Below are 18,746 nucleotides of genomic sequence, written 5' to 3'. Positions count from 1 at the left end.
GGAGATTTCTCTCCGCCGTTTCATCGACTTATGTCTTGTGGGTCAGTTGTTGGCGTCGACGGCGAACGGGTCGCCGGCAGAGCTTTCGGCCGGCGCCGCATCAACCACGTCAACAGCGGCAGCGGTCTCGCCGGCGCCATCCACCACCTGGCCACCACCAGACTGTTCGTCACCGACCTGATCGGCATTGTTGCGCGGGCGGCGCGGACGCCGCGGGCGACGGGCAGCGCCGCTCTCGGCGGCTGCCTCATTGAGTTCGGCCCGGGCGGCAAGAGCCGCCGGCGACAGGTTTTCGTACAGCGGCGCCGGCTCAGAGAAACCACTCTCGGCTTCGGGCTCAACCGCGGAAACGGTTTCCGCCTGTGCCGGGGTTTCGGTGAAGCGCTGCTGGTCGCCGCGCTGGCCGTTCTGCTCGCCACGCTGGGCAAAGTCGCCACGCTGGTCGTTCTGGCCATAGCCGCCATTGGGGCGGCGGTCACGGTTGCGGCCATTGTTGTCGCGGCCGTTATTGTTGCGGCCATTATTGTCACGGCCACTGTTGTTCTCGCGGCCGTTTTCCTGGCCGTATGCGAGTTCGGCCGGCGTGCCCTCAATCGTCGGCTGCGGACCGTTGCCGTGGTTGGCCATCGGCGCTTGCGTCTCGCCGCCATTGCCGCTGCCGGCATTGTCAAAATCGTCGCGATCTTCATCGTCGTCGAATTCGTCGCGGTTCTGCGGGGCATTCTGGATCGGCATCTGCGCCTGTGCGGCGGCAATGATGCGGTTGTAGTGCTCGGCGTGCTGGAGGTAATTCTCCGCCATAACCCGGTCGCCGGAGCTTTGCGCGTCACGGGCCAGAGTGGCGTATTTTTCGGCGATCTGCTGAGCCGATCCACGGATTTTCACGTCCGGGCCGTTGCTCTCGTAGTTGCGCGTCAGGGGATTTGGGCCCTTGCGGTTGTTGTTATTGTTATTGTTGTTGCCACCGCCGCCGCCATTGTTGTTGCGACCGCGCATGCGCCTGTTCTGCTGTTGTGGCCTCATAAGACTCTCTTCATTTTGAAATTTTCGAAAAACGTTTCACGAACGGAGGCGCTCATGCAGCCAGCCGTTTCGTTTCTTCACCGGCGTTCGCCCGCATCAATTGCGTTGGCGCCACGTGTCATCCTGTTCCGGTTACATCACTTGCCGGACGATTCCCGCACGAAGCTTGGGCGTCGTTTGCGCAAGAAGGCAGCTATTTCCAAGGAAAACCGAATCGCTAAGAGCACTGCCTGCTTCGTCTCATCCGGTTAGGGCGGACCCTAGCCGCATTCCCCGGCATTGCCAAGCGCTTTTTTGCACTGCGTCAAGGCTTTCCCTGTTCAAACATAAGAACCCTGTCGTTTCCGCCAAGATCGACAAATGCCCCGGCCAGCCTGTAGCCGGCTGCCGCGAATATGTCTTTGACCTCATTGCGCTGCGTGTGGCCGATCTCGACCGCTATCTTGCCTTGTGCTTCCAGAAACTTTGCCGCCTCGGCAGCGATGATCCTGTAGGGGCCAAGACCGTCCACACCGCCATCAAGGGCTCTGTGCGGATCGAAATCGCGGACCTCGTCCTGCAGATTTCCAATGTCTCCAGTCGGTATATAGGGAGGGTTTGCGGCAATTACATGGTATCGGCCCGAAACTTTTTCGAACCAGTCGGACTGCAGCCCCACGAACCGGCCGGCGAGTCCGAGTTGCTCGGCATTGCGTATCGCGGTTGCCAGCGCGCCTTGTGAAATATCGACCCCGGTGGCCGTCGCGGCCGGAACCGCGCTGAGCAGCGCCAGCGCAATCGCGCCGGTACCGGTGCCGAGATCGAGGATACGGCATTCCCCCAGCCTTTCGGCCGTCGCGCCGGCAAAAGGCAGGATCGCCTCGACCAGCGTTTCGGTGTCCGGCCGCGGCTCCAGCGTTTCCGGCGACAGCGACAGCCGCAGGCCGTAAAACTCGCGAAACCCGAGGATGCGGTGCACCGGTTCGCCGGCCATGCGGCGCTGCAGAGCAGCGCCGATTGCGGCAACCGCACCCGCATCGACCGTCCGTTGCGGGTCGGCGATCGCCTGCGTACGGTCCGTGCCGGAAAAATGCTCGACGATCAGCCTGGCATCCAGCGCCGGGTCGGAAAGGCCGGCCGCGGCAAGCCGCTCCCGCGCCACCCGCAACAACGGCCCGAGCGCGCCGGGCAACATGTCAGCCATCGAGGCCAATATCGGCGAGCAGCTTCGACTGATGGTCGGCAATCAGCGCATTGATGACCTCATCGAGCTCGCCCATCATCACCCGGTCGAGCTTGTAGAGCGTCAGGTTGATACGATGGTCGGTAAGGCGGCCCTGCGGGAAATTGTAGGTACGGATGCGCTCCGAACGGTCGCCCGAACCAACCTGCGATTTGCGTGACTCCGAGCGCTCCTCGTCCGCCTTGCTGCGCTCGAGGTCGTAAAGCCGCGCACGCAGAATCTGCATGGCTTTCGCCCGGTTCTGATGCTGCGACTTCTCCGCCTGCACCACCATGATACCGGTCGGCAAATGGGTGATGCGCACGGCCGAATCGGTGGTGTTGACGTGCTGGCCACCCGAACCCGAGGCGCGCATCGTGTCGATGCGGATGTCTTCGGCGCGGATGTCGATGTCGACCTCTTCGGCTTCCGGCAGAACGGCCACCGTCGCCGCCGAAGTGTGGATGCGCCCGCTGGCCTCGGTCGCCGGCACGCGCTGCACGCGGTGCACGCCGGATTCGAATTTCAGATGGGCAAAGACGCCCCTACCGGAAATGGTGGCGATGATTTCCTTGAAGCCGCCGGCATCGCCGTCGCTGGCCGACACCGTCTCGAAGCGCCAGCCGCGTTCGGCGGCATAGCGCTCATACATGCGAAACAGGTCGCCGGCGAACAATGCCGCCTCATCGCCGCCGGTGCCGGCGCGGATTTCAAGGATGGCGTTCTTGTCGTCGGCCGCGTCCTTGGGCAACAGCAGGATCTGGATGTCCTTCTGCAGCTCTTCGATTCGCGCTTCGACGCCCGGCAAATCTGCCTCCGCCAGGGCCCGCATCTCTGCGTCGGTGCCCTTGTCGGCAAGCATCGCCTCGAGGTCGGCTTGCTCGCGCTCGACTGAGCGCAGTTCCCTGACCTTGGCCACCATGTCCTGCAGCTCGGCATATTCGGAAGCCATCTTCACATAGGCATCGGCTGCCGGGCCGGCCGACATCTGCGCTTCGAGCATCTCGAAACGCTTGACGACCTGATCCATACGCTCGCGGGGAAGATTGACCATGGCTAATGCTATAGCGGGATGGAGCGGTCGTCGGCGAAGGCCTGCAGCAGCGCCCGCATCGGCAGCCCTTGAGCTGGCGCCATCAGATTGTCGGCAAAGAAAGCCTCCAATTCCTCCAGTGGCAGTTCGGTCAACATCGCCTTGACCGGGCCGATCGAGGCTGGAGACATCGAGATCGAGCGGTAGCCGAGGCCGATCAGCGCCATGGCGGAAATGGGTTTTCCGGCAAGCTCGCCGCACAGCGTCACCGGCGTGTGGTTGCGAACCCCGGCGTCGGCGATCTGCTTCAGAACCCGCAGGAACGGCGTCGACAGCGTGTCGAAGCGGTCGGAGAGCTGCGTGTTCCCCCGATCGACCGCCATGACGAACTGGAACAGGTCGTTGGAGCCGACCGAGACGAAATCGACCGCCTTCATCAACTCGTCGAGCTGGAACAGCAGCGACGGCACTTCCAGCATGGCGCCCACCTTGAGGCTGGTCGGCAGATGGTGGGCAAAGCGGGAGAGATGCCGCACTTCGCGGTCGATGATCTCGCGCGCCTGGGCGATTTCGCCGAGCTCGGTCACCATCGGCAGCATCAGCTTCAGTTCGCGCCCGCCGCAGGCCTTCAGCAGAGCGCGGATTTGGGTCCTGAGCAGACCCGGCCGGTCGAGCGTCAGCCGGATCGCGCGCCAGCCGAGCGCAGGGTTTTCTTCCTGGACAGCGCCCTTGAAGTAGGGCAGCACCTTGTCGCCGCCGATGTCGATGGTGCGGAAGGTGACCGGCTTGCCACGCGCCGCGTCCAGCACGTCGCGGTAGAGCCGCTCCTGCGCCTCGGCGCGCGGGAAGGTCGAGGCGACCATGAACTGCAATTCGGTGCGGAACAGGCCGATGCCGGCCGCACCCGCCTCGGCCAGCTGCGGCAGGTCGACGGCCAGGCCCGCATTCATCAGCAGGTCGACCTGGACGCCGTCCTTGGTCACCGACGGCTTCTTGCGCAGTTCCCGGTAGACTTCCTGCCGGCGCGCCCGGAAGCGCACTTTTTCGGCATAGGCAGCTTCGAGGTCGGGCTGCGGCCGCAGATGGATGGTGCCTTCCTCGCCGTCGACGATGATGGCATCGCCGTTTTCCGCCATGGAAACGGCGCCCTTCATCTGGCCGGCGACCGGAATGCCCATGGCGCGCGCTACGATGACGACATGGCTGGTGGCAGCGCCGTCTTCCAGCACCACGCCGCGCAGCTTGTCCCTGGGATAATCAAGCAGTTCGGCCGCGCCCATCGAGCGCGCGACCAGGATGGCATCCTTCGGCAGTGACGCCGCGACGTCGTCAGGCCCGCGCCCCATCAGCTGGCGCAGCAGCCGGTTGGCGAGATCGTCGAAGTCGCTCATCCTCTCGCGCAAATAAGGATCGGTCATGTGCAGCATGCGGGCGCGCATGTCGCTCTGCACCTTTTCCACCGCCGCTTCCGCCGTCAGGCCGTTGCGGATCGCCTCTTCCAGCCGGCGCACCCAGCCGCGGTCGTTGGCAAACATGCGATACGCCTCGAGCACCTCGCGATGTTCTCCCTCGAAGGCGACATCGCGCCGCTCCAGCATGTCGTCGATGGAAAGCCTGAGCGAACCGAGCGACGTCTCCAGCCGGCGCACCTCTTCCTCACTGTCCTCGTTGAACAGATTGGTGACGACGATGCGTGGCTCATGCAGCACGACATGGCCGAGGCCGACACCCTCGTTGAAGGACAGGCCGGTAAAGCTGACGGGACGGCGCAGGTCGAGTTCGAGGCCGGGCCGGGTCAGGCGCGCGAGATCGCCGGTGGCGATCATCTCGGCGATCACCATGGCGGTCGTTTCCAGCGCCTCGACCTCGTCGTCGCGGTAGTGGCGCATGGTCTTGTTCTGCACCACCAGCACGCCGAGCGTGCGCCCTGCCCTTAGTACCGGCACGCCGAGGAAGGAATTGTAGATCTCTTCGCCGGTCTCCGGCAGGTAGGCGAAGGCCGGATGTTCCTGCGCATTGGAGAGGTTGAGCGGCCGCGCGCTGGCGGCAATGGTGCCGACGAGGCCCTGCCCCAGCCGCAGCTGCGCCAAATGGACGGCGTTCGGGTTCAGACCTTCGGTGGCATAGAGTTCGAGCACCGAATCGGCGCGCAGCACATAGAGCGAGCAGACCTCGGCGACCATGTTGGAGGCGATGTCGCGCACGATCCGGTCGAGCCGCTCCTGCGGCTCCAGCGGCTCCTGCATGAGCTCGCGGAGCCGTTTCAGCAGAACGCGCGGGCCACTGGCCGTATCACGCATCGCGGCTTCTTCTCCAATGGGCATTTTGCCCGCCGCAGTTTCCACTGCCACCGGCGCACACGCAACAACTCAAATCGCTCTCGCTACTGCTTATCCAGACCGTACACGGAATGCAAAGTGCGAACCGCGAGTTCCGTGTAGGGACCGTCGATCAGTATCGAAATCTTGATCTCGGAGGTGGTGATGGCGCGGATGTTGATCGCCTTGTCGGCCAGCGCCTTGAAAGCGGTGGCGGCCACACCGGCATGGCTGCGCATGCCGATGCCGATGACCGAAACCTTCGACATGCCGGCTTCCGACTGCACCACGTCATAGCCGATCGAAGCCTTCAGACGCTCCAGCACGGCCAGCGCCTTGTCCACGTCGCCGGACGGCACGGTGAAGGTCATGTCGGTGAACTTGCCGTCCTCTGAGATGTTCTGGACGATCATGTCGACATTGATGTTGGCCTCGGCCAGCGGGCCGAAAATGCCGGCGGCAACGCCCGGGCGGTCGCCGACGCGGCGCAGAGAAATCTGCGCTTCGTCCTTGGCGTAGGCAATTCCGGTGACGACCTGCTGTTCCACGATCTCTTCCTCGTCGCAAATGAGCGTTCCCGGAGGATTGAGCAAATCCCCCATTCCGGGCGCATCGGGATCGTCGAAGGACGACCGCACGAACGTACGCACCCTGTGCACCATGGCAAGCTCGACCGAGCGCACCTGCAAGACCTTGGCGCCGAGCGAGGCCATTTCGAGCATTTCCTCAAACGAAATCTTGTTGAGCCGCCGCGCCTTCGGCTCGATGCGCGGATCGGTGGTGTAGACGCCGTCGACATCGGTGTAGATGTCGCAGCGGTCGGCCTTGACCGCCGCGGCAATGGCCACCGCGCTTGTGTCGGAGCCGCCGCGGCCGAGCGTGGCGATGCGGTTGTCCGGGCCGATGCCCTGGAAGCCGGCGACGACAGCCACCTGGCCCTCGCCGAAGCGCTTGATCAGGAACGCGCCGTCAATGTCGAGGATGCGCGCCGCGCCATGCGCGTTGTCGGTCTTGATCGGGATCTGCCAGCCCTGCCAGGAGCGGGCATGGACGCCCATATTCTGCAGTGTGATCGCCAGCAGGCCGGCAGTCACCTGCTCGCCCGAGGCGACCACGGCGTCATACTCGCGCGCGTCGTGCATGGGCGAGGCTTCGCGCGTCCAGCCAACCAGTTCATTGGTCTTGCCCGCCATCGCCGAAACCACGACAGCGACCTCATGGCCGGCATCGACCTCGCGTTTGACGTGACGCGCCACATTGCGGATGCGGGCGATGTCGGCGACGGAGGTTCCGCCGAATTTCATCACGATGCGCGCCATGGAAGCGAAATGCCTTTGACTGAAGCCGGCCCAGGACCGAAAGGGGAAGTAAGCGCTCGACAGAAGCCGGCCGCTGAATGCGCGCCTCCTTAGCCAAATGATCACGGTTTCGCAAGGCTGGCGGCGGATGCCGGCTTCAGGATCGCGGCATATTGCGTTCGGCCCCGCCGCCGCTTACCAAATGCTGCCTGCGGGAAACTCCTTTTGGTCCGGCATATCGAATGATTGTTCGCCTTCGACGCGCCATGCGGTGGCAATCGCTGCCGCTGTTCATCGGCTTCGCCGTGCTGGCGTTGATCGTCGGCACACGCGCCGTGCTGGTCGAGACCCAGAGAGCCAATCGTGAGGCCGCGCGCGAGGCGGTCGAGTATCAGGAATTGCTTTCCGGTTTGCTTGCGATGGCTCAGGAGGCCGAGACCAGCCAGCGCGGCTATCTCCTGACCGGCGAGAAATCCTACCTCCAGCCTTATCGGCAGGCGGTCGACGCCATTCCGGGCCAGCTTGCCCGCATCGACGGCATGACCGCGCCGGACGACGAACTCGTGCAGCAGATCAACCACGTCAAGGACGCGCTTTCACAAAACCAGGCCGAATTGGCTGAGACGATTGCACTCTACGATCGCGGCGATGCGGCAAAAGCTCTGGAACTGGTCCGCAGCGGCCAGGGCAAGGCCGCCATGGACCAGATCCGGGCCAGCATGGACACGATCCGGCGCATTGGCGGCGCAGCCATCGCCGCGCGCGACGCTCATACCGACCGGGTCGAAAACTGGCTGCGAATCGGCTCGATAGCGGCGCTGCTGGCGATCTTCCTGCTTGGCGCCTACACGGTTCGCCTTTCGCGCCGCCGGTTCCGCGCAGTGGCGATCGCCCAGGAAGAGCTGATGCGCAAGAACATCGAGCTCGGCAACGAAATCCAGACGCGTGAAAAGGCCGAATCGCAGATCCGCCAGATGCAGAAGATGGAGGCTGTGGGCCAGCTGACCGGCGGTATCGCCCACGATTTCAACAACATGCTGGCGGTGATCATCAGCGCCATGAACCTCGCCCAGCGCAAGCTGACGCGGGGCGAGCACGACATCATGAAATTCATCGAAGCGGCGACCGATGCGGCGACCCGGGCCGCAAACTTGACGTCACGGCTGCTTGCCTTCTCGCGCCAGCAGCCGCTCGCGCCTCAGGTTGTAGACGCCAATCGTCTGGTCGCCGGCATGTCGGACCTGCTTCGGCGGGCGCTCGGCGAAACCATCCGCATCGAAACCGTGCTGGCTGGCGGCCTGTGGAAGACCCATGCCGATCCGAGCCAGCTCGAAAATGCCATTCTCAACCTGGCGGTCAATGCGCGCGACGCCATGGGCGAGGACGGCAAGATGACCATCGAGACCGCCAACAGCCACCTCGACGAGGGCTACGCCGCCACCCATGCCGAGGTCAAAGCCGGCCAGTATGTAATGATTGCGGTCAGCGACACCGGCGCCGGCATGCCGGCGGACGTCATGGAGCGGGCTTTCGAGCCATTTTTCACCACCAAGCCAGTCGACAAGGGCACCGGCCTCGGGCTGAGCCAAGTGTTCGGCTTCGTCAAACAGTCCGGCGGACACGTCAAGATTTACTCGGAACCCGGCCAAGGCACCACGATCAGGATCTACCTGCCGCGCTTCTTCGGCCCGGAAGAGGCCGCGATATCTTCGGAACGAGCCGGAAATCCTGCCGTGCCGGTCACCGAAACCATCCTTGTCGTGGAGGACGATCCACGCGTGCGGGCTTCCACCACGGATGCCATGCGCGAACTCGGCTACACCGTCATTCATGCCGCAAGCGGCCAGGAAGCGCTGGAAAAGCTGGGCGACAACCCTGGTGTGGCGCTCATGTTCACCGATATCGTCATGCCGGTGATGAATGGGCGCAAGCTCGCCGAGGAGGCGCTGGCGCGCATGCCGAAGCTGAAGGTAATCTTCACCACCGGCTTCACCAGGAACGCCGTCGTCCACAATGGCGTGCTCGACCATGACGTGCATTTCCTGGCCAAGCCCTTCACCATCGAGCAGCTGGCGGCGAAATTGCGCGACGTGCTGGACGCAAGATGACCGAGACCCTGGAAATCGTCACCTTTCGCCTCAAGCCTGGAGCGGAAGCGGCCTTTGCCGCCGCCAACAACCTGGTCGCCGACTGGCTGGCGCGGCAACCTGGTTTCGTAAACCGCTGCCTGGCGCGGCGGGACGATGGCGGATGGGTCGATGTGGTGCGCTGGCGAAGTCGCGAGCAGGCTCTCGCCGCCGCGGGCCGCATCATGGCCGAGATCGGCGATTGCGAAGCGATGCGGGCCATCGATCCCGCAAGTGTTGCGATGGAACATTCGGCAATTGTGATCTCGAGGCCATAGGTCGACTAGCCAGCAGTCGCAAAAACCGTCCTTGACTTTCTTGCCCCGGCACCCGACTTCCTAGCGTCCGAGGAGACCCGCACCATGCCAGAGGCCCGACGATCGACAATCGATGCCGGAGAAGTGGAACGCTTTTCCGCGCTTGCCGCCGAATGGTGGAACCCGAACGGCAAATTCCGTCCGCTGCACAAATTCAACCCGGTCCGGCTTGCCTATATCCGGGACCAGGTGGCGGCGCGCTTTGGCCGCGATCCGCGGGCGGCGCGGCCGTTCGAAGGCCTGCGTTTCCTCGATATCGGCTGCGGCGGTGGGTTATTGTGCGAGCCGATGGCAAGGCTTGGCGCCGAAGTGGTCGGCGCCGACGCCTCGGCAACCAACATCGAGGTGGCGAAGCTGCACGCGGCCGAAGGCGGCGTGACGGTGGATTATCGCGCTACGACCGCTGAGGATTTGGCCGATTCCGGCGAGAAATTCGACGTCGTCCTCAACATGGAAGTTGTCGAGCATGTTGCCGATGTCGACCTGTTCATCGGCAAGTGCGGCGAGATGGTCAAGCCCGGCGGCATCATGTTCGTGGCTACCATCAACCGCACGCTGAAGGCACTGGGCCTGGCCATCATCGGCGCCGAATATGTGCTGCGGTGGCTGCCGCGCGGCACCCACCAGTTCGGCAAGCTGGTGCGGCCCGAAGAGCTTGAAAAGGCGCTCGGCAGCGCCGCCATGACCATCATCGACCGTACCGGCGTGACCTACAATCCTCTCGCCGACCGCTGGGCACGCTCCAAGGACATGGACGTCAACTATATGGTGCTGGCGGAAAAACGATCGGTCTGAACGAAGGGGCGGCCGTGGACACTATGAGGGCCCGAGAGCTGGCGCTCGATCTGCCCGAAACGGTCGAGCAATCGCATTTCGGCAAGGCTGACTTCCGCGTCCGCAACCGTATCTTCGTCTCGCTGCCCGAAGCCGACCGTGCTGTCGTCAAGCTCGACCGCGACCAGCAAGAGATGATGGCCGCGGCTGAGCCATCGGTTTTCAGGCCCGTGACAGGCGGCTGGGGCCAAAAGGGATGGACGTCGATTATGCTCGAAGCCTGCGACGAACAGACATTCCGCAGCGCAGTTCGGACGGCCTGGCGAAACGTCGCCCCGCCGGCGCTACGGAAGCGCCTCGACGCGAGCCAAATTTGAGCTTGAGCAGTTCGAGCAAAGTGTGAAGCGGTTTTCCCGGGAAAAGCGCATAGCGCTTTGCCTAGGGAATTGCGTAAACCAAAGACCCTATGCCTTCTGGCTCTGCGCCTTGGTGGTGATGATCACGCCGATGGTGATGATCACCGCGCCGGCCCAAGTCAGCAACTGGTAGTGCTCGCCGAGGAAGATGGTTCCGGCAAACAGGCCGACGGCCGCCGCCACATAGCCGATCTGGCTGAGATAGACCGGACCGCCCACGGCCTGCAGCCGGAAGAAGAAGGCAAACATCGCCGAGGCCGAAGCGACTTGCGCCACGACAACCAGCGGCACGGCCCTGAGCGGGGCGAAAGCGCCAACGCCGAACAGCGTGAGAATGCCGATCAGCAGCAGCGTCGCCGAGGCCAGGTGGCTGCCGACGGCCAGTTCGATCGGACCGGTGCCTTCGGGCCAGTCGACGGTGCGATAGATATTGCCGGCGGCAAGGCTGACCGGGATCAAAAGTCCGACCAGTACCCAGAAGAAATCGGCCGGCTGGCCGGCCTCGCCGCGAGTCACCGCCACCATGACCGCGCCGATGAAGCCGACGGCGATACCGATACTGCCGAGCATATTTGGCCGTCGAACGCCGAGCAGGATCGAAAACACCAGTGTGATGACCGGCGACAGCGTGAACATGATGCCGGTATAGCCGGCGCCGAGATGCGGGATAGCCGAAAACATCAGCAGATTGGGCACGGCGTAGGACACGGCGGCGGTGATGAAGAAATAGCGCAGTCTGTGCGAGGTGAGCCGCATGCGCTCGCCGTTCGCGAGCAACGCGCACAGCAGCACGCCCCCGGCGCCGAACGAGATGACGAAGGCCCAGACCATGGCCGGAACGCCGGCAGCCGTCGCCAGCTTGCCGAACGGCAGGGTCAGGCCGAGCAGGCCGCCGGTGACGACCAGCAGGCCAAGCGCCGATTCCCAGAGAAATTTCATCGGATGGTCCCGTCACTCACTTGCGGCACTGGGTCGAAACTGTATCTTGAGGTAGCATACCACAAAGATTCTTAAGGTCAAGATACTTAGCGGTGAGACAGATGGATCGCGCGGCAAAGGCGGTGGAGCAATGGAAGCGGGAACGGCCGGACCTGGAGGTGTCGCCAATGCTGGTGCTTGGGCGGCTGAACGAAGCCTCGTCGCTAATCGCCCGCGAGCGCCTCGCCCCGCTGTTTGCCCGTTTCGGGCTGCAGGCCGGCGAATTCGATGTGCTGGCGACGCTGCGCCGCTCCGGCCAGCCCTACGCGCTGACACCGACCGCTCTATACGAGGCGACGATGGTGACCTCTGGGGCCATGACCAACCGGCTCGACCGGCTGGAGAAGGCCGGACTGATCCTGCGCGGCCCGCACCCCAACGACCGGCGTGGCATTGTCGTGCAACTGACCGAAAAAGGTCTGGCCTTGATCGACGAAGCCCTGACCGCCCACGTCGCCAACGAGCATGAAATCCTCGCCGGGCTCACCGGCACGGAGCGGGGGGCACTGGCTCAGTTGCTTGGCAAATTGATCGATAGCGCCAGCTGATCGCTCAATTGCGCTCCTCGGGAAAACTCGGGATCGGCATGAAATCGATGCCATCCTCGGCCAAGCTCTTGGCTTCGTCCAACGTCGCCTCGCCATAGATGCCGCGCGCATCGCTCTCGCCGAAATGGATCTTGCGCGCTTCTTCGGCAAACTTGTCGCCGACATAGTCGGCATTCTCGCGCACCTTCTCGGCCATCGCCTTCAGTTGCGCCAAAGCCTGCTTCTGGGTTTCGCCCATGGCCAGCGCAATTGTTTCCTGCTTCCGCGCGGTGGAGACGGCTGGCGCCATCAGCGCCTTTTGCACCTTGTGCGAGCCGCAGCTCGGGCAATCGACGAAGCCGCGCTTCCTCTGCGTGTCGAAATCGTCATTGCTGCGAAACCAGCCCTCGAATTCGTGCTCGTGCTCGCAGATCAGGGCAAAGCGGATCACGAAGCCGCGCCCCTGAGCCGCGGCACTTCAGCCGTGCCGGCATTGACGGCAAAATCGCGCGCATTCCTAAGGTTGGGGATTTTTTTGCGCGCGGCCGACGACTGTGCGGTATCGATCTCGCCGATAATCACGCCCGGCTCGGCATGGACGGCCTCGGCGATGATGCGACCCCACGGGTCGACGATCAGCGAATGGCCATAGGTCTCGCGGCCATCCTCATGCAGGCCACCTTGTGCTGCAGCAACCACATAGGCGCCGTTCTCGATGGCGCGGGCTCGCAGCAGCACATGCCAGTGCGCCTCGCCGGTCTGGCGGGTGAAGGCGGCAGGCACCGACAAGAGGTCGGCGCCGGCCATCGCCTCGGCGCGGAACAGCTGTGGAAAGCGTAGATCGTAGCAGACGGCAAAGCCGAGACTGGCGCCGTCGATCTCGGTGACGACGGCCTCGGTGCCCGGCTCATAGGCGGCGGATTCGCGCCAGCTCTCGCCATTGTCGAGGTCGACATCGAACATGTGGATCTTGTCGTAGGTGGCAAGGGTGGCGCCGTCCGGCCCAAACAGCAGCGCCCGGTTGGCGAGCTTGCCGTCGGTGCGCAGGATGGCGGTCGAGCCGATGTGCAGGAAGACGCCGAGTTCGCTGGCGAGCTTGCGCGCGGCCGCCACAACGATGTCCTTGTCTTCCAAGGTGAAGGAAGCAGCCCTGGCTTCCTTGTCGCGGATCAGCGCACCGGTCATTTCCGGGGTCTGGATGTAGGTTGCACCGAGGCCTGCCGCTTCGCGCACCAGCCGTTCGAGATCGACCGCGTTGCGCTCGGGGCTCTCGCCCGAACGCATCTGGATCGCCGCCGCCTTGAAAATACCCATCGTCACGTCCTCTTTGAGCAATTCCAGGAAAAGTGTGTAACGGTTTTCCGTCCGGAATTGCCTAAAAACAAAGACATAGAGCGGCGCTACGAACCGCTCTTTGTCGTCGAGCCGTTGGCAAGCAGCCTGTCCAGTTGGCCCCGCGCCTCCAATTCGTGGAGGTCGTCGGAGCCGCCGACATGCGTGTCGCCGATGAAAATCTGCGGAAAGGTCGAGCGGCCATGCGCCCGCGAAATCATTTCCTGGCGCAATTCCGGCGAAAACGAAGCGTCATGCTCGGTGTAAGCGACGCCCTTGCGGTCGAGCAGCCGCTTGGCCGCCGCGCAATAGCCGCACATCATACGGGTGTAAATCGTCACATCGAGCATCGGTCCGTGCCTTTCCTCGACCTTATATAGTCGCGGACTCGTCGGCCCGAAAGTCCCCCGGCAGGACACGCGCGAAGGTCAGCACATCGACCGCTCCGGCGCCGCCCTTCTTCAGCGCCCTGGCGACCGAGCGCACGGTGGCGCCGGTGGTGTAGACATCGTCGACCAGAAGCACGCGGCGCCCAGTGATCTCGATTTCGGCTTCCGCAGGCACACGGAAGGCGGCGCGGACATTGGCCTCGCGCTCCTGCCGCTCCAGCCCGACCTGCTGGCGCGTGAGCTTGACGCGCCGGACCGCCGAGGGCGAGAAAGGCAGCCCGCTAAGCTGCGCAACCGCCCTTGCCAACTCCGCCGACTGGTTGAACTGCCGGCGAAAGAAGCGCCGCCAGTGCAGCGGCACCGGTACGACGACATCGGCGTCTGCAATTAGCTCAGCGCCGGCGCGCAGCATCCAGCGCGCCATCCACGGCGCCAGATCGGTGCGATCCTGGTATTTCAGACCTTGCACCATCTGGCGGGCGACACCTGAATAGGCCACGGCCGCCCGCGCCCGCTCGAACGGCGGCGGATCGGCGATCGCCTCGGCCGACAGGAATCCCTCGCCCATATCGTGCGTGAATGGCGTGCCCATCACCGCGCACCATGGCCGCTCCAGCAGCCTGAGTTTCGGCCAGCAGGCACCGCACAAAACGCCGGGTTGCGAGACGTGCCTGCGACAGCCGGCACAGACCGGCGGGAACAGCATCCGCGCCGGCCAGTCCAACATGGCCAGTTTCAACATGGTTTGAGCGAGGCTCTTGATCTCCATCACCGGATCGGCCACGTGGTTTTGTCGTCCGCGCCAGGATATCACTAGACGGACAAACAGGGATGTCTACCGTTGCAGCCGATCATCGATACTGAACTTTGGCTGGTGCGCAAGCGCAGGGCGCTGGCCCACCCCGTAGCCGGCGCGGATTTTCTGATGCGGCGGGCGGCGGAAGACCTTGCCGACCGGCTCGGCGCGGTCGAGCGGAAATTCGGCAAGGCCGCGGTGCTGTTTTGCCAGACGCCGGACGCAACGGACGTGGTCGCTGCAAGCGGCAAGGCAGCGGAGATCGTGCGCGTCGAGGCAGATCCAGCGTTTCTGGACGGCCGGCCAGGGCTGATAGCACCGCTGGAAACAGTGCCGTTCCAGCCGGAAAGCCTCGACCTCGTCGTTTCGCTCCTGTCGCTCCAGGCGATGAACGACATTCCCGGCATGCTGGTGCAGATCCGCCGCGCGCTCAGGCCCGACGGGCTTTTCCTCGGCGCCTTTGCCGGCGCCGGCACGCTTTCCGAATTGCGCGAAAGCCTGCTCGCCGCCGAGACCGAACTCTATGGCGGCGCCAGCCCGCGTGTCATCCCCTTCACCGATGTTCGCGACGCCGGCGCACTGCTGCAGCGCGCCGGACTGGCGCTGCCGGTGGCCGACGTCGAAACGGTGACCGTCCGCTACGATACCCTCTTCGACCTCATTGCAGATCTCAGGGCGATGGGCGAAACCAGCGCGCTGACCGATCGCAGCCGGCGACCGGGAGCGCGAAAGCTTTTTACCCGTGCCGCCGAAATCTATGCCGAACGCTTTTCGGACGCTGATGGCCGCATCAGGGCAAGCTTTTCCATCGTCTGGATGTCGGGCTGGGCGCCCGATGCCTCGCAGCAAAAGCCCTTGAAACCGGGTTCGGCGAAGGTCTCGCTGAAGACGATACTGGAAAACCCCGGCGGGCGGTGACGGCGCTCCGGATCAGTGCTCGGCGAAGGCGTTTGCGAGCCTGCTGTTGTTGTCGCTGAACAGAAACTGGATCGCATTGCTGGCCTTGCCGACACCCCCGACGATGGCAAGCGACAGCACCGCAACGATCAGGCCATATTCAATGGCCGTGGCGCCTGTTTCGTCCTGCAAAAATCGGCGCAGCAATGGCTTCATGATCGTCGATCCCTCTCATCCCCGACCATATCGCCGACCTGTTAAGAAAGGTTAACGGCACAAGCTTAACAGGCTGTGAAATGGGCCTGCGTTGAGGAAGTTCTCAAGCTGGTGTCGACCTTGTTGGTCAGCAGTCGCCGCTGCGTTGGCCGTCGGCGCGGATGATGCAGACTGAGCTCGGTGAGGGCTGCAGCACGCTTCTGCGCAGCGTATAGGTGGCCCGCGAGCCGATCGAACCCGTGCTCATCGGGTCGAGACCGCCTGCAAGAGCATCGCGGCTGGATGATCGCGTCTGGTTGTCCAGCACGGGGACCGCGATCAGCGCCAGCGCCACTGCGGCCGAGCCGAACAACAGCGTGACGCGCAATAAGCCGACGCCGGCGGCGCGAAAGCTGCGATCTGGCCGGATCGAGTCCCATTCCCTGTCGAGGCTCATGCAATCGCTCCCCGCGAACCCGCTTTGCCGCAATTTTTCACGACGAGATAAATCTTCCATTAACGCTGGCTAGATCAGACCGCGAAATGGCTTTGTATCACAACAGGTCGATGAGGAACTGGATTAGCGGCGCGTCGGCCGGCGGCATGGGATAGTCGCGCATCTGCTTTGGCCGCACCCATTTCAACGCCTGCCCTTCCCTGGGCTGCGCGATGCCGCGGAAGCGGCGGCAGACGAACAGGGGCATCAGGAGATGGAAATCATCATAGGAATGGCTGGCGAAGGTGAGCGGCGCCAGGCAAGGAATGTCGGTCTCGATGCCGATTTCTTCCTGCAGTTCGCGGATCAGGCATTGTTCCGGCGTCTCGCCTGGCTCTACCTTGCCGCCGGGAAATTCCCACAGGCCGGCAAGCTGTTTGCCCTCGGGCCGCTGCGCCAGAAGCACCCGCCCATCGGTATCGACCAGCGCGCACGCGGCGACCAGCAGCAGGCGTTTGCCGGTGATCTCGCTCATGCGCCCGGCGGCCGGCGATAGTGGTAGCGATAGACTTCGTCGAAGCCCAGCGAGCGATAGAGCGCCAGCGCCGGCGCATTGCCGGCCTCGACCTGCAGCCAGGCTTCGCGAGCGCCACGCAGCCTCGCCCACTTCAGCGCCGACAGGATCAGGTTGCGGCCATGGCCCTGATTGCGCGCCGACTTGGCGGTGGCGATCTCGAACAGACCGGCAAGATCGCCGTCATGGACGCAGATCAGCACCGCCAGAGGGTCGGCCCCTTCCTCCAGCGCAAACAGCCCGACTTCGGGTTGGATAGCGCCGATGATTTCCGAAAGACCGGGCCGCAGCGATGCATCCGAGCCGCTGACCTTGAGCGACGCGCCGAGAAAGCGGCTGATATCCTTCAGCGGAATCTGGTCCATGGCCGGCGCCAGTTGCGCGTCCGCCAGCGGCAGCCGCATCACCAGGGATTCGTCGAATGTGCTCCAGCCCTCATTGTCGAGATGCTTGGCTAGGTCCGGCCCCGACAGCGGCGAGATGCGGAAGGTCAGCGGCCTGCCATAGGCGTCGAAGCGCCGGCTGGCGCGGCCGATGCGCTCGGCAATGTGCTGGGTGTCGCCGGGATCGAGCGGGTTGACCGAGTTCAGCCGCTTGGCCGGATGGCCGGCTGTCAGCCGCACCACCCAGGTGCCGTCATAGTGCACGGCCGCCGCCGGCCAGGCGCGAAACCCCGCAGCCTCGTAGCGGCGCACGATGGCGAGCATGCTTGCCGGATGCCTGGAAGCCAACTCCATCAGCTCCGGTAATCGCCATTGATGGCGACATATTCCTTGGTGAGGTCGCAGGTCCACACCGTCGCCTTGCCGCGGCCGATACCGATATCGGCGCGGATGCGAATGTCGTCGCGCTTCATATAGGCCGAGGTCGCTTCCTCGGAGTAGCCCGGGTCGCGTTCGCCCTCATGCGCCAGACGGTTGTCGCCGAACCAGATCGACAGCCGGTCGCGATCGGCCGGCTCGCCGGCCTTGCCGACGGCCATGACGACGCGGCCCCAATTGGCGTCCTCGCCGGCAACCGCCGTCTTGACCAGCGGCGAATTGGCGATGGACAGCGCGATGCGCTTGGCCGAGCGCGCCGATTTGGCGCCGGTAACGGTGACTTCGACCTGCTTGCGGGCGCCCTCGCCGTCGCGCACCACTTGCAGCGCCAGCGATTTGAGCACCTTGCCCAGCGCCCGGCGGAAGGCGCCGAGACGGGCATCCTTGGGATCGCTGATGGCGGGCGCGCCGCGCTTGGCAGCGGCTCCGGTGGCGAACAACAGCAGCGTGTCGCTGGTCGAGGTGTCGCTGTCGACGGTGACGGCGTTGAAGGTCTTGGCCGTGCCGCGCGACAACAAGTCGTGCAGCACGGGGGCGGCGATCGGCGCATCGGTGGCAATGAAGGACAGCATAGTCGCCATATCGGGCGCGATCATGCCGGCGCCCTTGGAGATGCCATTGATGATGACGTCGGTGTCGCCGAGCTTGACCGTCGCTGTCGCCACTTTCGGATAGGTGTCGGTGGTCATGATGGCCTTTGCCGCCTCGGTCCACAGATCCGGCTTGCCGTCCTTGACCAGTCCGGCCAGCAAATGGCTGAATTTGGTGGTGTCGAGCGGCTCGCCGATTACCCCGGTAGAAGCGAGGAACACTTCGCCTGGCGTGCAGCCTGCGGCCTTGGCCGCGGCCTCGCCGGTCAGTTGGGTGGAGGCGCGGCCCTTCTTGCCGGTGAACGCGTTGGCGTTGCCGGAATTGACGACCAGCACCCGCGCCTTGCCGGCGCCAAGGTTCTCGCGGCAGAAGTCGACCGGCGCCGAGGGGCATTTCGACTTCGTGAACACGCCGGCAACCGCTGTGCCGGCATCGAAGACCATGGCCAAGAGGTCGGTACGGTTCTTGTACTTGATCCCGGCCTCGGCGGTGGCGATGCGCACGCCCTCGATGGCAGGCATTTTGGGATATTTCTTCGGCGCGAGCGGCGAAATCGTTGCGGACATTGGAGACCTCGGGCGAGGGAAAAACGCTGGGCGAAGGCCGGTTTGCCCGATAGCACGGCCCGGCGCAAGGGCGTTTTCTTGGCCGCCGCTGTCGGCAAGCCACCAGGGATTAAGCTTGCATTTCAAATCCGTTGGCGT

21 protein-coding genes are annotated in these 18,746 nt (G+C 64.1%); 6 read left to right on the top strand and 15 right to left on the bottom strand.

Annotation, left to right across the window (positions count from 1 at the left end; genetic code table 11):
• Positions 1–42: 42 nt before the first annotated feature.
• The 5 genes from NKI37_RS09985 to NKI37_RS09965 all read right to left on the bottom strand — a co-directional run bounded on the left by NKI37_RS09985 (position 43) and on the right by NKI37_RS09965 (position 6,894).
• Complete coding sequence (locus NKI37_RS09985) at positions 43–1,023, bottom strand: DUF4167 domain-containing protein (protein WP_023698975.1); 981 nt, start codon at positions 1,021–1,023, stop codon at positions 43–45.
• Positions 1,024–1,327: 304 nt separating this feature from the next.
• Entirely contained in the window at positions 1,328–2,206 is an 879-nt protein-coding gene (gene prmC, locus NKI37_RS09980) for a peptide chain release factor N(5)-glutamine methyltransferase (protein WP_023701435.1), read from the bottom strand.
• Positions 2,199–3,278: a peptide chain release factor 1 gene (gene prfA / locus NKI37_RS09975; RefSeq protein WP_023672971.1), complete on the bottom strand. Its 1,080-nt coding sequence runs from the start codon at positions 3,276–3,278 to the stop codon at positions 2,199–2,201. The genes prmC and prfA overlap by 8 nt, the downstream gene beginning before the upstream one ends.
• 8 nt (positions 3,279–3,286) lie before the next feature.
• Positions 3,287–5,557: a phosphoenolpyruvate--protein phosphotransferase gene (gene ptsP, locus NKI37_RS09970; protein ID WP_023672972.1), complete on the bottom strand. Its 2,271-nt coding sequence runs from the start codon at positions 5,555–5,557 to the stop codon at positions 3,287–3,289.
• Positions 5,558–5,640: 83 nt separating this feature from the next.
• Positions 5,641–6,894: an aspartate kinase gene (locus NKI37_RS09965; protein ID WP_023685777.1), complete on the bottom strand. Its 1,254-nt coding sequence runs from the start codon at positions 6,892–6,894 to the stop codon at positions 5,641–5,643.
• A 245-nt stretch (positions 6,895–7,139) separates the two neighbouring features.
• Between NKI37_RS09965 and NKI37_RS09960 the strand changes: the two genes are divergently transcribed.
• The 4 genes from NKI37_RS09960 (at position 7,140) to NKI37_RS09945 (ending at position 10,467) form a co-directional block, all read left to right on the top strand.
• Complete coding sequence (locus NKI37_RS09960; protein WP_352887832.1) at positions 7,140–8,981, top strand: CHASE3 domain-containing protein; 1,842 nt, start codon at positions 7,140–7,142, stop codon at positions 8,979–8,981.
• Positions 8,978–9,277: an antibiotic biosynthesis monooxygenase gene (locus tag NKI37_RS09955; protein ID WP_023685779.1), complete on the top strand. Its 300-nt coding sequence runs from the start codon at positions 8,978–8,980 to the stop codon at positions 9,275–9,277. The genes NKI37_RS09960 and NKI37_RS09955 overlap by 4 nt, the downstream gene beginning before the upstream one ends.
• A gap of 84 nt (positions 9,278–9,361) precedes the next feature.
• Complete coding sequence (gene ubiG / locus NKI37_RS09950; protein WP_023672976.1) at positions 9,362–10,111, top strand: bifunctional 2-polyprenyl-6-hydroxyphenol methylase/3-demethylubiquinol 3-O-methyltransferase UbiG; 750 nt, start codon at positions 9,362–9,364, stop codon at positions 10,109–10,111.
• Positions 10,112–10,134: 23 nt separating this feature from the next.
• Positions 10,135–10,467, top strand: a complete 333-nt coding sequence (locus NKI37_RS09945) for an MmcQ/YjbR family DNA-binding protein (protein WP_023685781.1) — start codon at positions 10,135–10,137, stop codon at positions 10,465–10,467.
• 87 nt (positions 10,468–10,554) lie between these two features.
• Here the strand turns inward: NKI37_RS09945 and NKI37_RS09940 are convergent, their stop codons facing one another.
• Positions 10,555–11,445, bottom strand: coding sequence for a DMT family transporter (locus NKI37_RS09940; protein WP_023727011.1), 891 nt, complete (start codon positions 11,443–11,445; stop codon positions 10,555–10,557).
• Positions 11,446–11,546: 101 nt separating this feature from the next.
• On the opposite strand from NKI37_RS09940, the gene NKI37_RS09935 reads away from it, so the two are divergent.
• The gene (locus tag NKI37_RS09935; protein ID WP_023672979.1) at positions 11,547–12,032 is read left to right on the top strand and encodes a MarR family winged helix-turn-helix transcriptional regulator; all 486 of its coding nucleotides are present in this window, start codon (positions 11,547–11,549) and stop codon (positions 12,030–12,032) included.
• Positions 12,033–12,036: 4 nt separating this feature from the next.
• On the opposite strand, the gene NKI37_RS09930 is transcribed toward NKI37_RS09935, so the two are convergent.
• From NKI37_RS09930 to NKI37_RS09915, 4 genes are all read right to left on the bottom strand, one after another.
• Positions 12,037–12,462 carry a DUF1178 family protein gene (locus NKI37_RS09930; RefSeq protein ID WP_023685783.1) on the bottom strand — a complete coding sequence of 142 codons (426 nt, stop codon included), beginning with the start codon at positions 12,460–12,462 and terminating at the stop codon, positions 12,037–12,039.
• The gene (locus tag NKI37_RS09925; protein WP_352789885.1) at positions 12,459–13,325 is read right to left on the bottom strand and encodes a carbon-nitrogen hydrolase family protein; all 867 of its coding nucleotides are present in this window, start codon (positions 13,323–13,325) and stop codon (positions 12,459–12,461) included. The genes NKI37_RS09930 and NKI37_RS09925 overlap by 4 nt, the downstream gene beginning before the upstream one ends.
• An 86-nt stretch (positions 13,326–13,411) precedes the next feature.
• Positions 13,412–13,693, bottom strand: a complete 282-nt coding sequence (grxC, locus tag NKI37_RS09920) for a glutaredoxin 3 (protein ID WP_023672982.1) — start codon at positions 13,691–13,693, stop codon at positions 13,412–13,414.
• Positions 13,694–13,715: 22 nt separating this feature from the next.
• Positions 13,716–14,501, bottom strand: a complete 786-nt coding sequence (locus tag NKI37_RS09915) for a ComF family protein (RefSeq protein WP_196814971.1) — start codon at positions 14,499–14,501, stop codon at positions 13,716–13,718.
• A gap of 72 nt (positions 14,502–14,573) precedes the next feature.
• Here NKI37_RS09915 and NKI37_RS09910 point away from each other — a divergent pair, with 72 nt between their 5' ends.
• Positions 14,574–15,446 carry a methyltransferase domain-containing protein gene (locus tag NKI37_RS09910; protein ID WP_023733657.1) on the top strand — a complete coding sequence of 291 codons (873 nt, stop codon included), beginning with the start codon at positions 14,574–14,576 and terminating at the stop codon, positions 15,444–15,446.
• Between the two features lie 12 nt (positions 15,447–15,458).
• On the opposite strand, the gene NKI37_RS09905 is transcribed toward NKI37_RS09910, so the two are convergent.
• From NKI37_RS09905 to argJ, 5 genes are all read right to left on the bottom strand, one after another.
• Positions 15,459–15,641: a Flp family type IVb pilin gene (locus NKI37_RS09905; protein WP_023672984.1), complete on the bottom strand. Its 183-nt coding sequence runs from the start codon at positions 15,639–15,641 to the stop codon at positions 15,459–15,461.
• Between the two features lie 127 nt (positions 15,642–15,768).
• Complete coding sequence (locus NKI37_RS09900; protein WP_023694000.1) at positions 15,769–16,077, bottom strand: hypothetical protein; 309 nt, start codon at positions 16,075–16,077, stop codon at positions 15,769–15,771.
• A gap of 97 nt (positions 16,078–16,174) precedes the next feature.
• Positions 16,175–16,591: an 8-oxo-dGTP diphosphatase MutT gene (gene mutT / locus NKI37_RS09895; RefSeq protein ID WP_023685791.1), complete on the bottom strand. Its 417-nt coding sequence runs from the start codon at positions 16,589–16,591 to the stop codon at positions 16,175–16,177.
• Entirely contained in the window at positions 16,588–17,337 is a 750-nt protein-coding gene (locus NKI37_RS09890) for a GNAT family N-acetyltransferase (RefSeq protein ID WP_023713717.1), read from the bottom strand. The genes mutT and NKI37_RS09890 overlap by 4 nt, the downstream gene beginning before the upstream one ends.
• A 29-nt stretch (positions 17,338–17,366) precedes the next feature.
• On the bottom strand, positions 17,367–18,608 hold the full coding sequence (gene argJ, locus NKI37_RS09885; RefSeq protein WP_023698964.1) for a bifunctional glutamate N-acetyltransferase/amino-acid acetyltransferase ArgJ: 1,242 nt from the start codon (positions 18,606–18,608) through the stop codon (positions 17,367–17,369).
• Positions 18,609–18,746: the final 138 nt, after the last annotated feature.

Origin of the sequence: Mesorhizobium sp. M0626, from assembly GCF_040320665.1 — a bacterium.
In the GTDB taxonomy this organism is placed as follows: Bacteria; Pseudomonadota; Alphaproteobacteria; order Rhizobiales; family Rhizobiaceae; genus Mesorhizobium.
This window is presented reverse-complemented; position numbering and strand designations above follow the sequence as displayed.

Bases quoted from the DNA above. Each gene is read 5' to 3' on its own strand.
- NKI37_RS09985 (WP_023698975.1), bottom strand. From the start codon at position 1,023: ATGAGGCCACAACAGCAGAACAGGCGCATGCGCGGTCGCAACAACAAT.
- prmC (WP_023701435.1), bottom strand. From the start codon at position 2,206: ATGGCTGACATGTTGCCCGGCGCGCTCGGGCCGTTGTTGCGGGTGGCG.
- prfA (WP_023672971.1), bottom strand. From the start codon at position 3,278: ATGGTCAATCTTCCCCGCGAGCGTATGGATCAGGTCGTCAAGCGTTTC.
- ptsP (WP_023672972.1), bottom strand. From the start codon at position 5,557: ATGCGTGATACGGCCAGTGGCCCGCGCGTTCTGCTGAAACGGCTCCGC.
- NKI37_RS09965 (WP_023685777.1), bottom strand. From the start codon at position 6,894: ATGGCGCGCATCGTGATGAAATTCGGCGGAACCTCCGTCGCCGACATC.
- NKI37_RS09960 (WP_352887832.1), top strand. From the start codon at position 7,140: ATGCGGTGGCAATCGCTGCCGCTGTTCATCGGCTTCGCCGTGCTGGCG.
- NKI37_RS09955 (WP_023685779.1), top strand. From the start codon at position 8,978: ATGACCGAGACCCTGGAAATCGTCACCTTTCGCCTCAAGCCTGGAGCG.
- ubiG (WP_023672976.1), top strand. From the start codon at position 9,362: ATGCCAGAGGCCCGACGATCGACAATCGATGCCGGAGAAGTGGAACGC.
- NKI37_RS09945 (WP_023685781.1), top strand. From the start codon at position 10,135: ATGAGGGCCCGAGAGCTGGCGCTCGATCTGCCCGAAACGGTCGAGCAA.
- NKI37_RS09940 (WP_023727011.1), bottom strand. From the start codon at position 11,445: ATGAAATTTCTCTGGGAATCGGCGCTTGGCCTGCTGGTCGTCACCGGC.
- NKI37_RS09935 (WP_023672979.1), top strand. From the start codon at position 11,547: ATGGATCGCGCGGCAAAGGCGGTGGAGCAATGGAAGCGGGAACGGCCG.
- NKI37_RS09925 (WP_352789885.1), bottom strand. From the start codon at position 13,325: ATGGGTATTTTCAAGGCGGCGGCGATCCAGATGCGTTCGGGCGAGAGC.
- grxC (WP_023672982.1), bottom strand. From the start codon at position 13,693: ATGCTCGATGTGACGATTTACACCCGTATGATGTGCGGCTATTGCGCG.
- NKI37_RS09915 (WP_196814971.1), bottom strand. From the start codon at position 14,501: ATGGAGATCAAGAGCCTCGCTCAAACCATGTTGAAACTGGCCATGTTG.
- NKI37_RS09905 (WP_023672984.1), bottom strand. From the start codon at position 15,641: ATGAAGCCATTGCTGCGCCGATTTTTGCAGGACGAAACAGGCGCCACG.
- NKI37_RS09900 (WP_023694000.1), bottom strand. From the start codon at position 16,077: ATGAGCCTCGACAGGGAATGGGACTCGATCCGGCCAGATCGCAGCTTT.
- mutT (WP_023685791.1), bottom strand. From the start codon at position 16,591: ATGAGCGAGATCACCGGCAAACGCCTGCTGCTGGTCGCCGCGTGCGCG.
- NKI37_RS09890 (WP_023713717.1), bottom strand. From the start codon at position 17,337: ATGCTCGCCATCGTGCGCCGCTACGAGGCTGCGGGGTTTCGCGCCTGG.
- argJ (WP_023698964.1), bottom strand. From the start codon at position 18,608: ATGTCCGCAACGATTTCGCCGCTCGCGCCGAAGAAATATCCCAAAATG.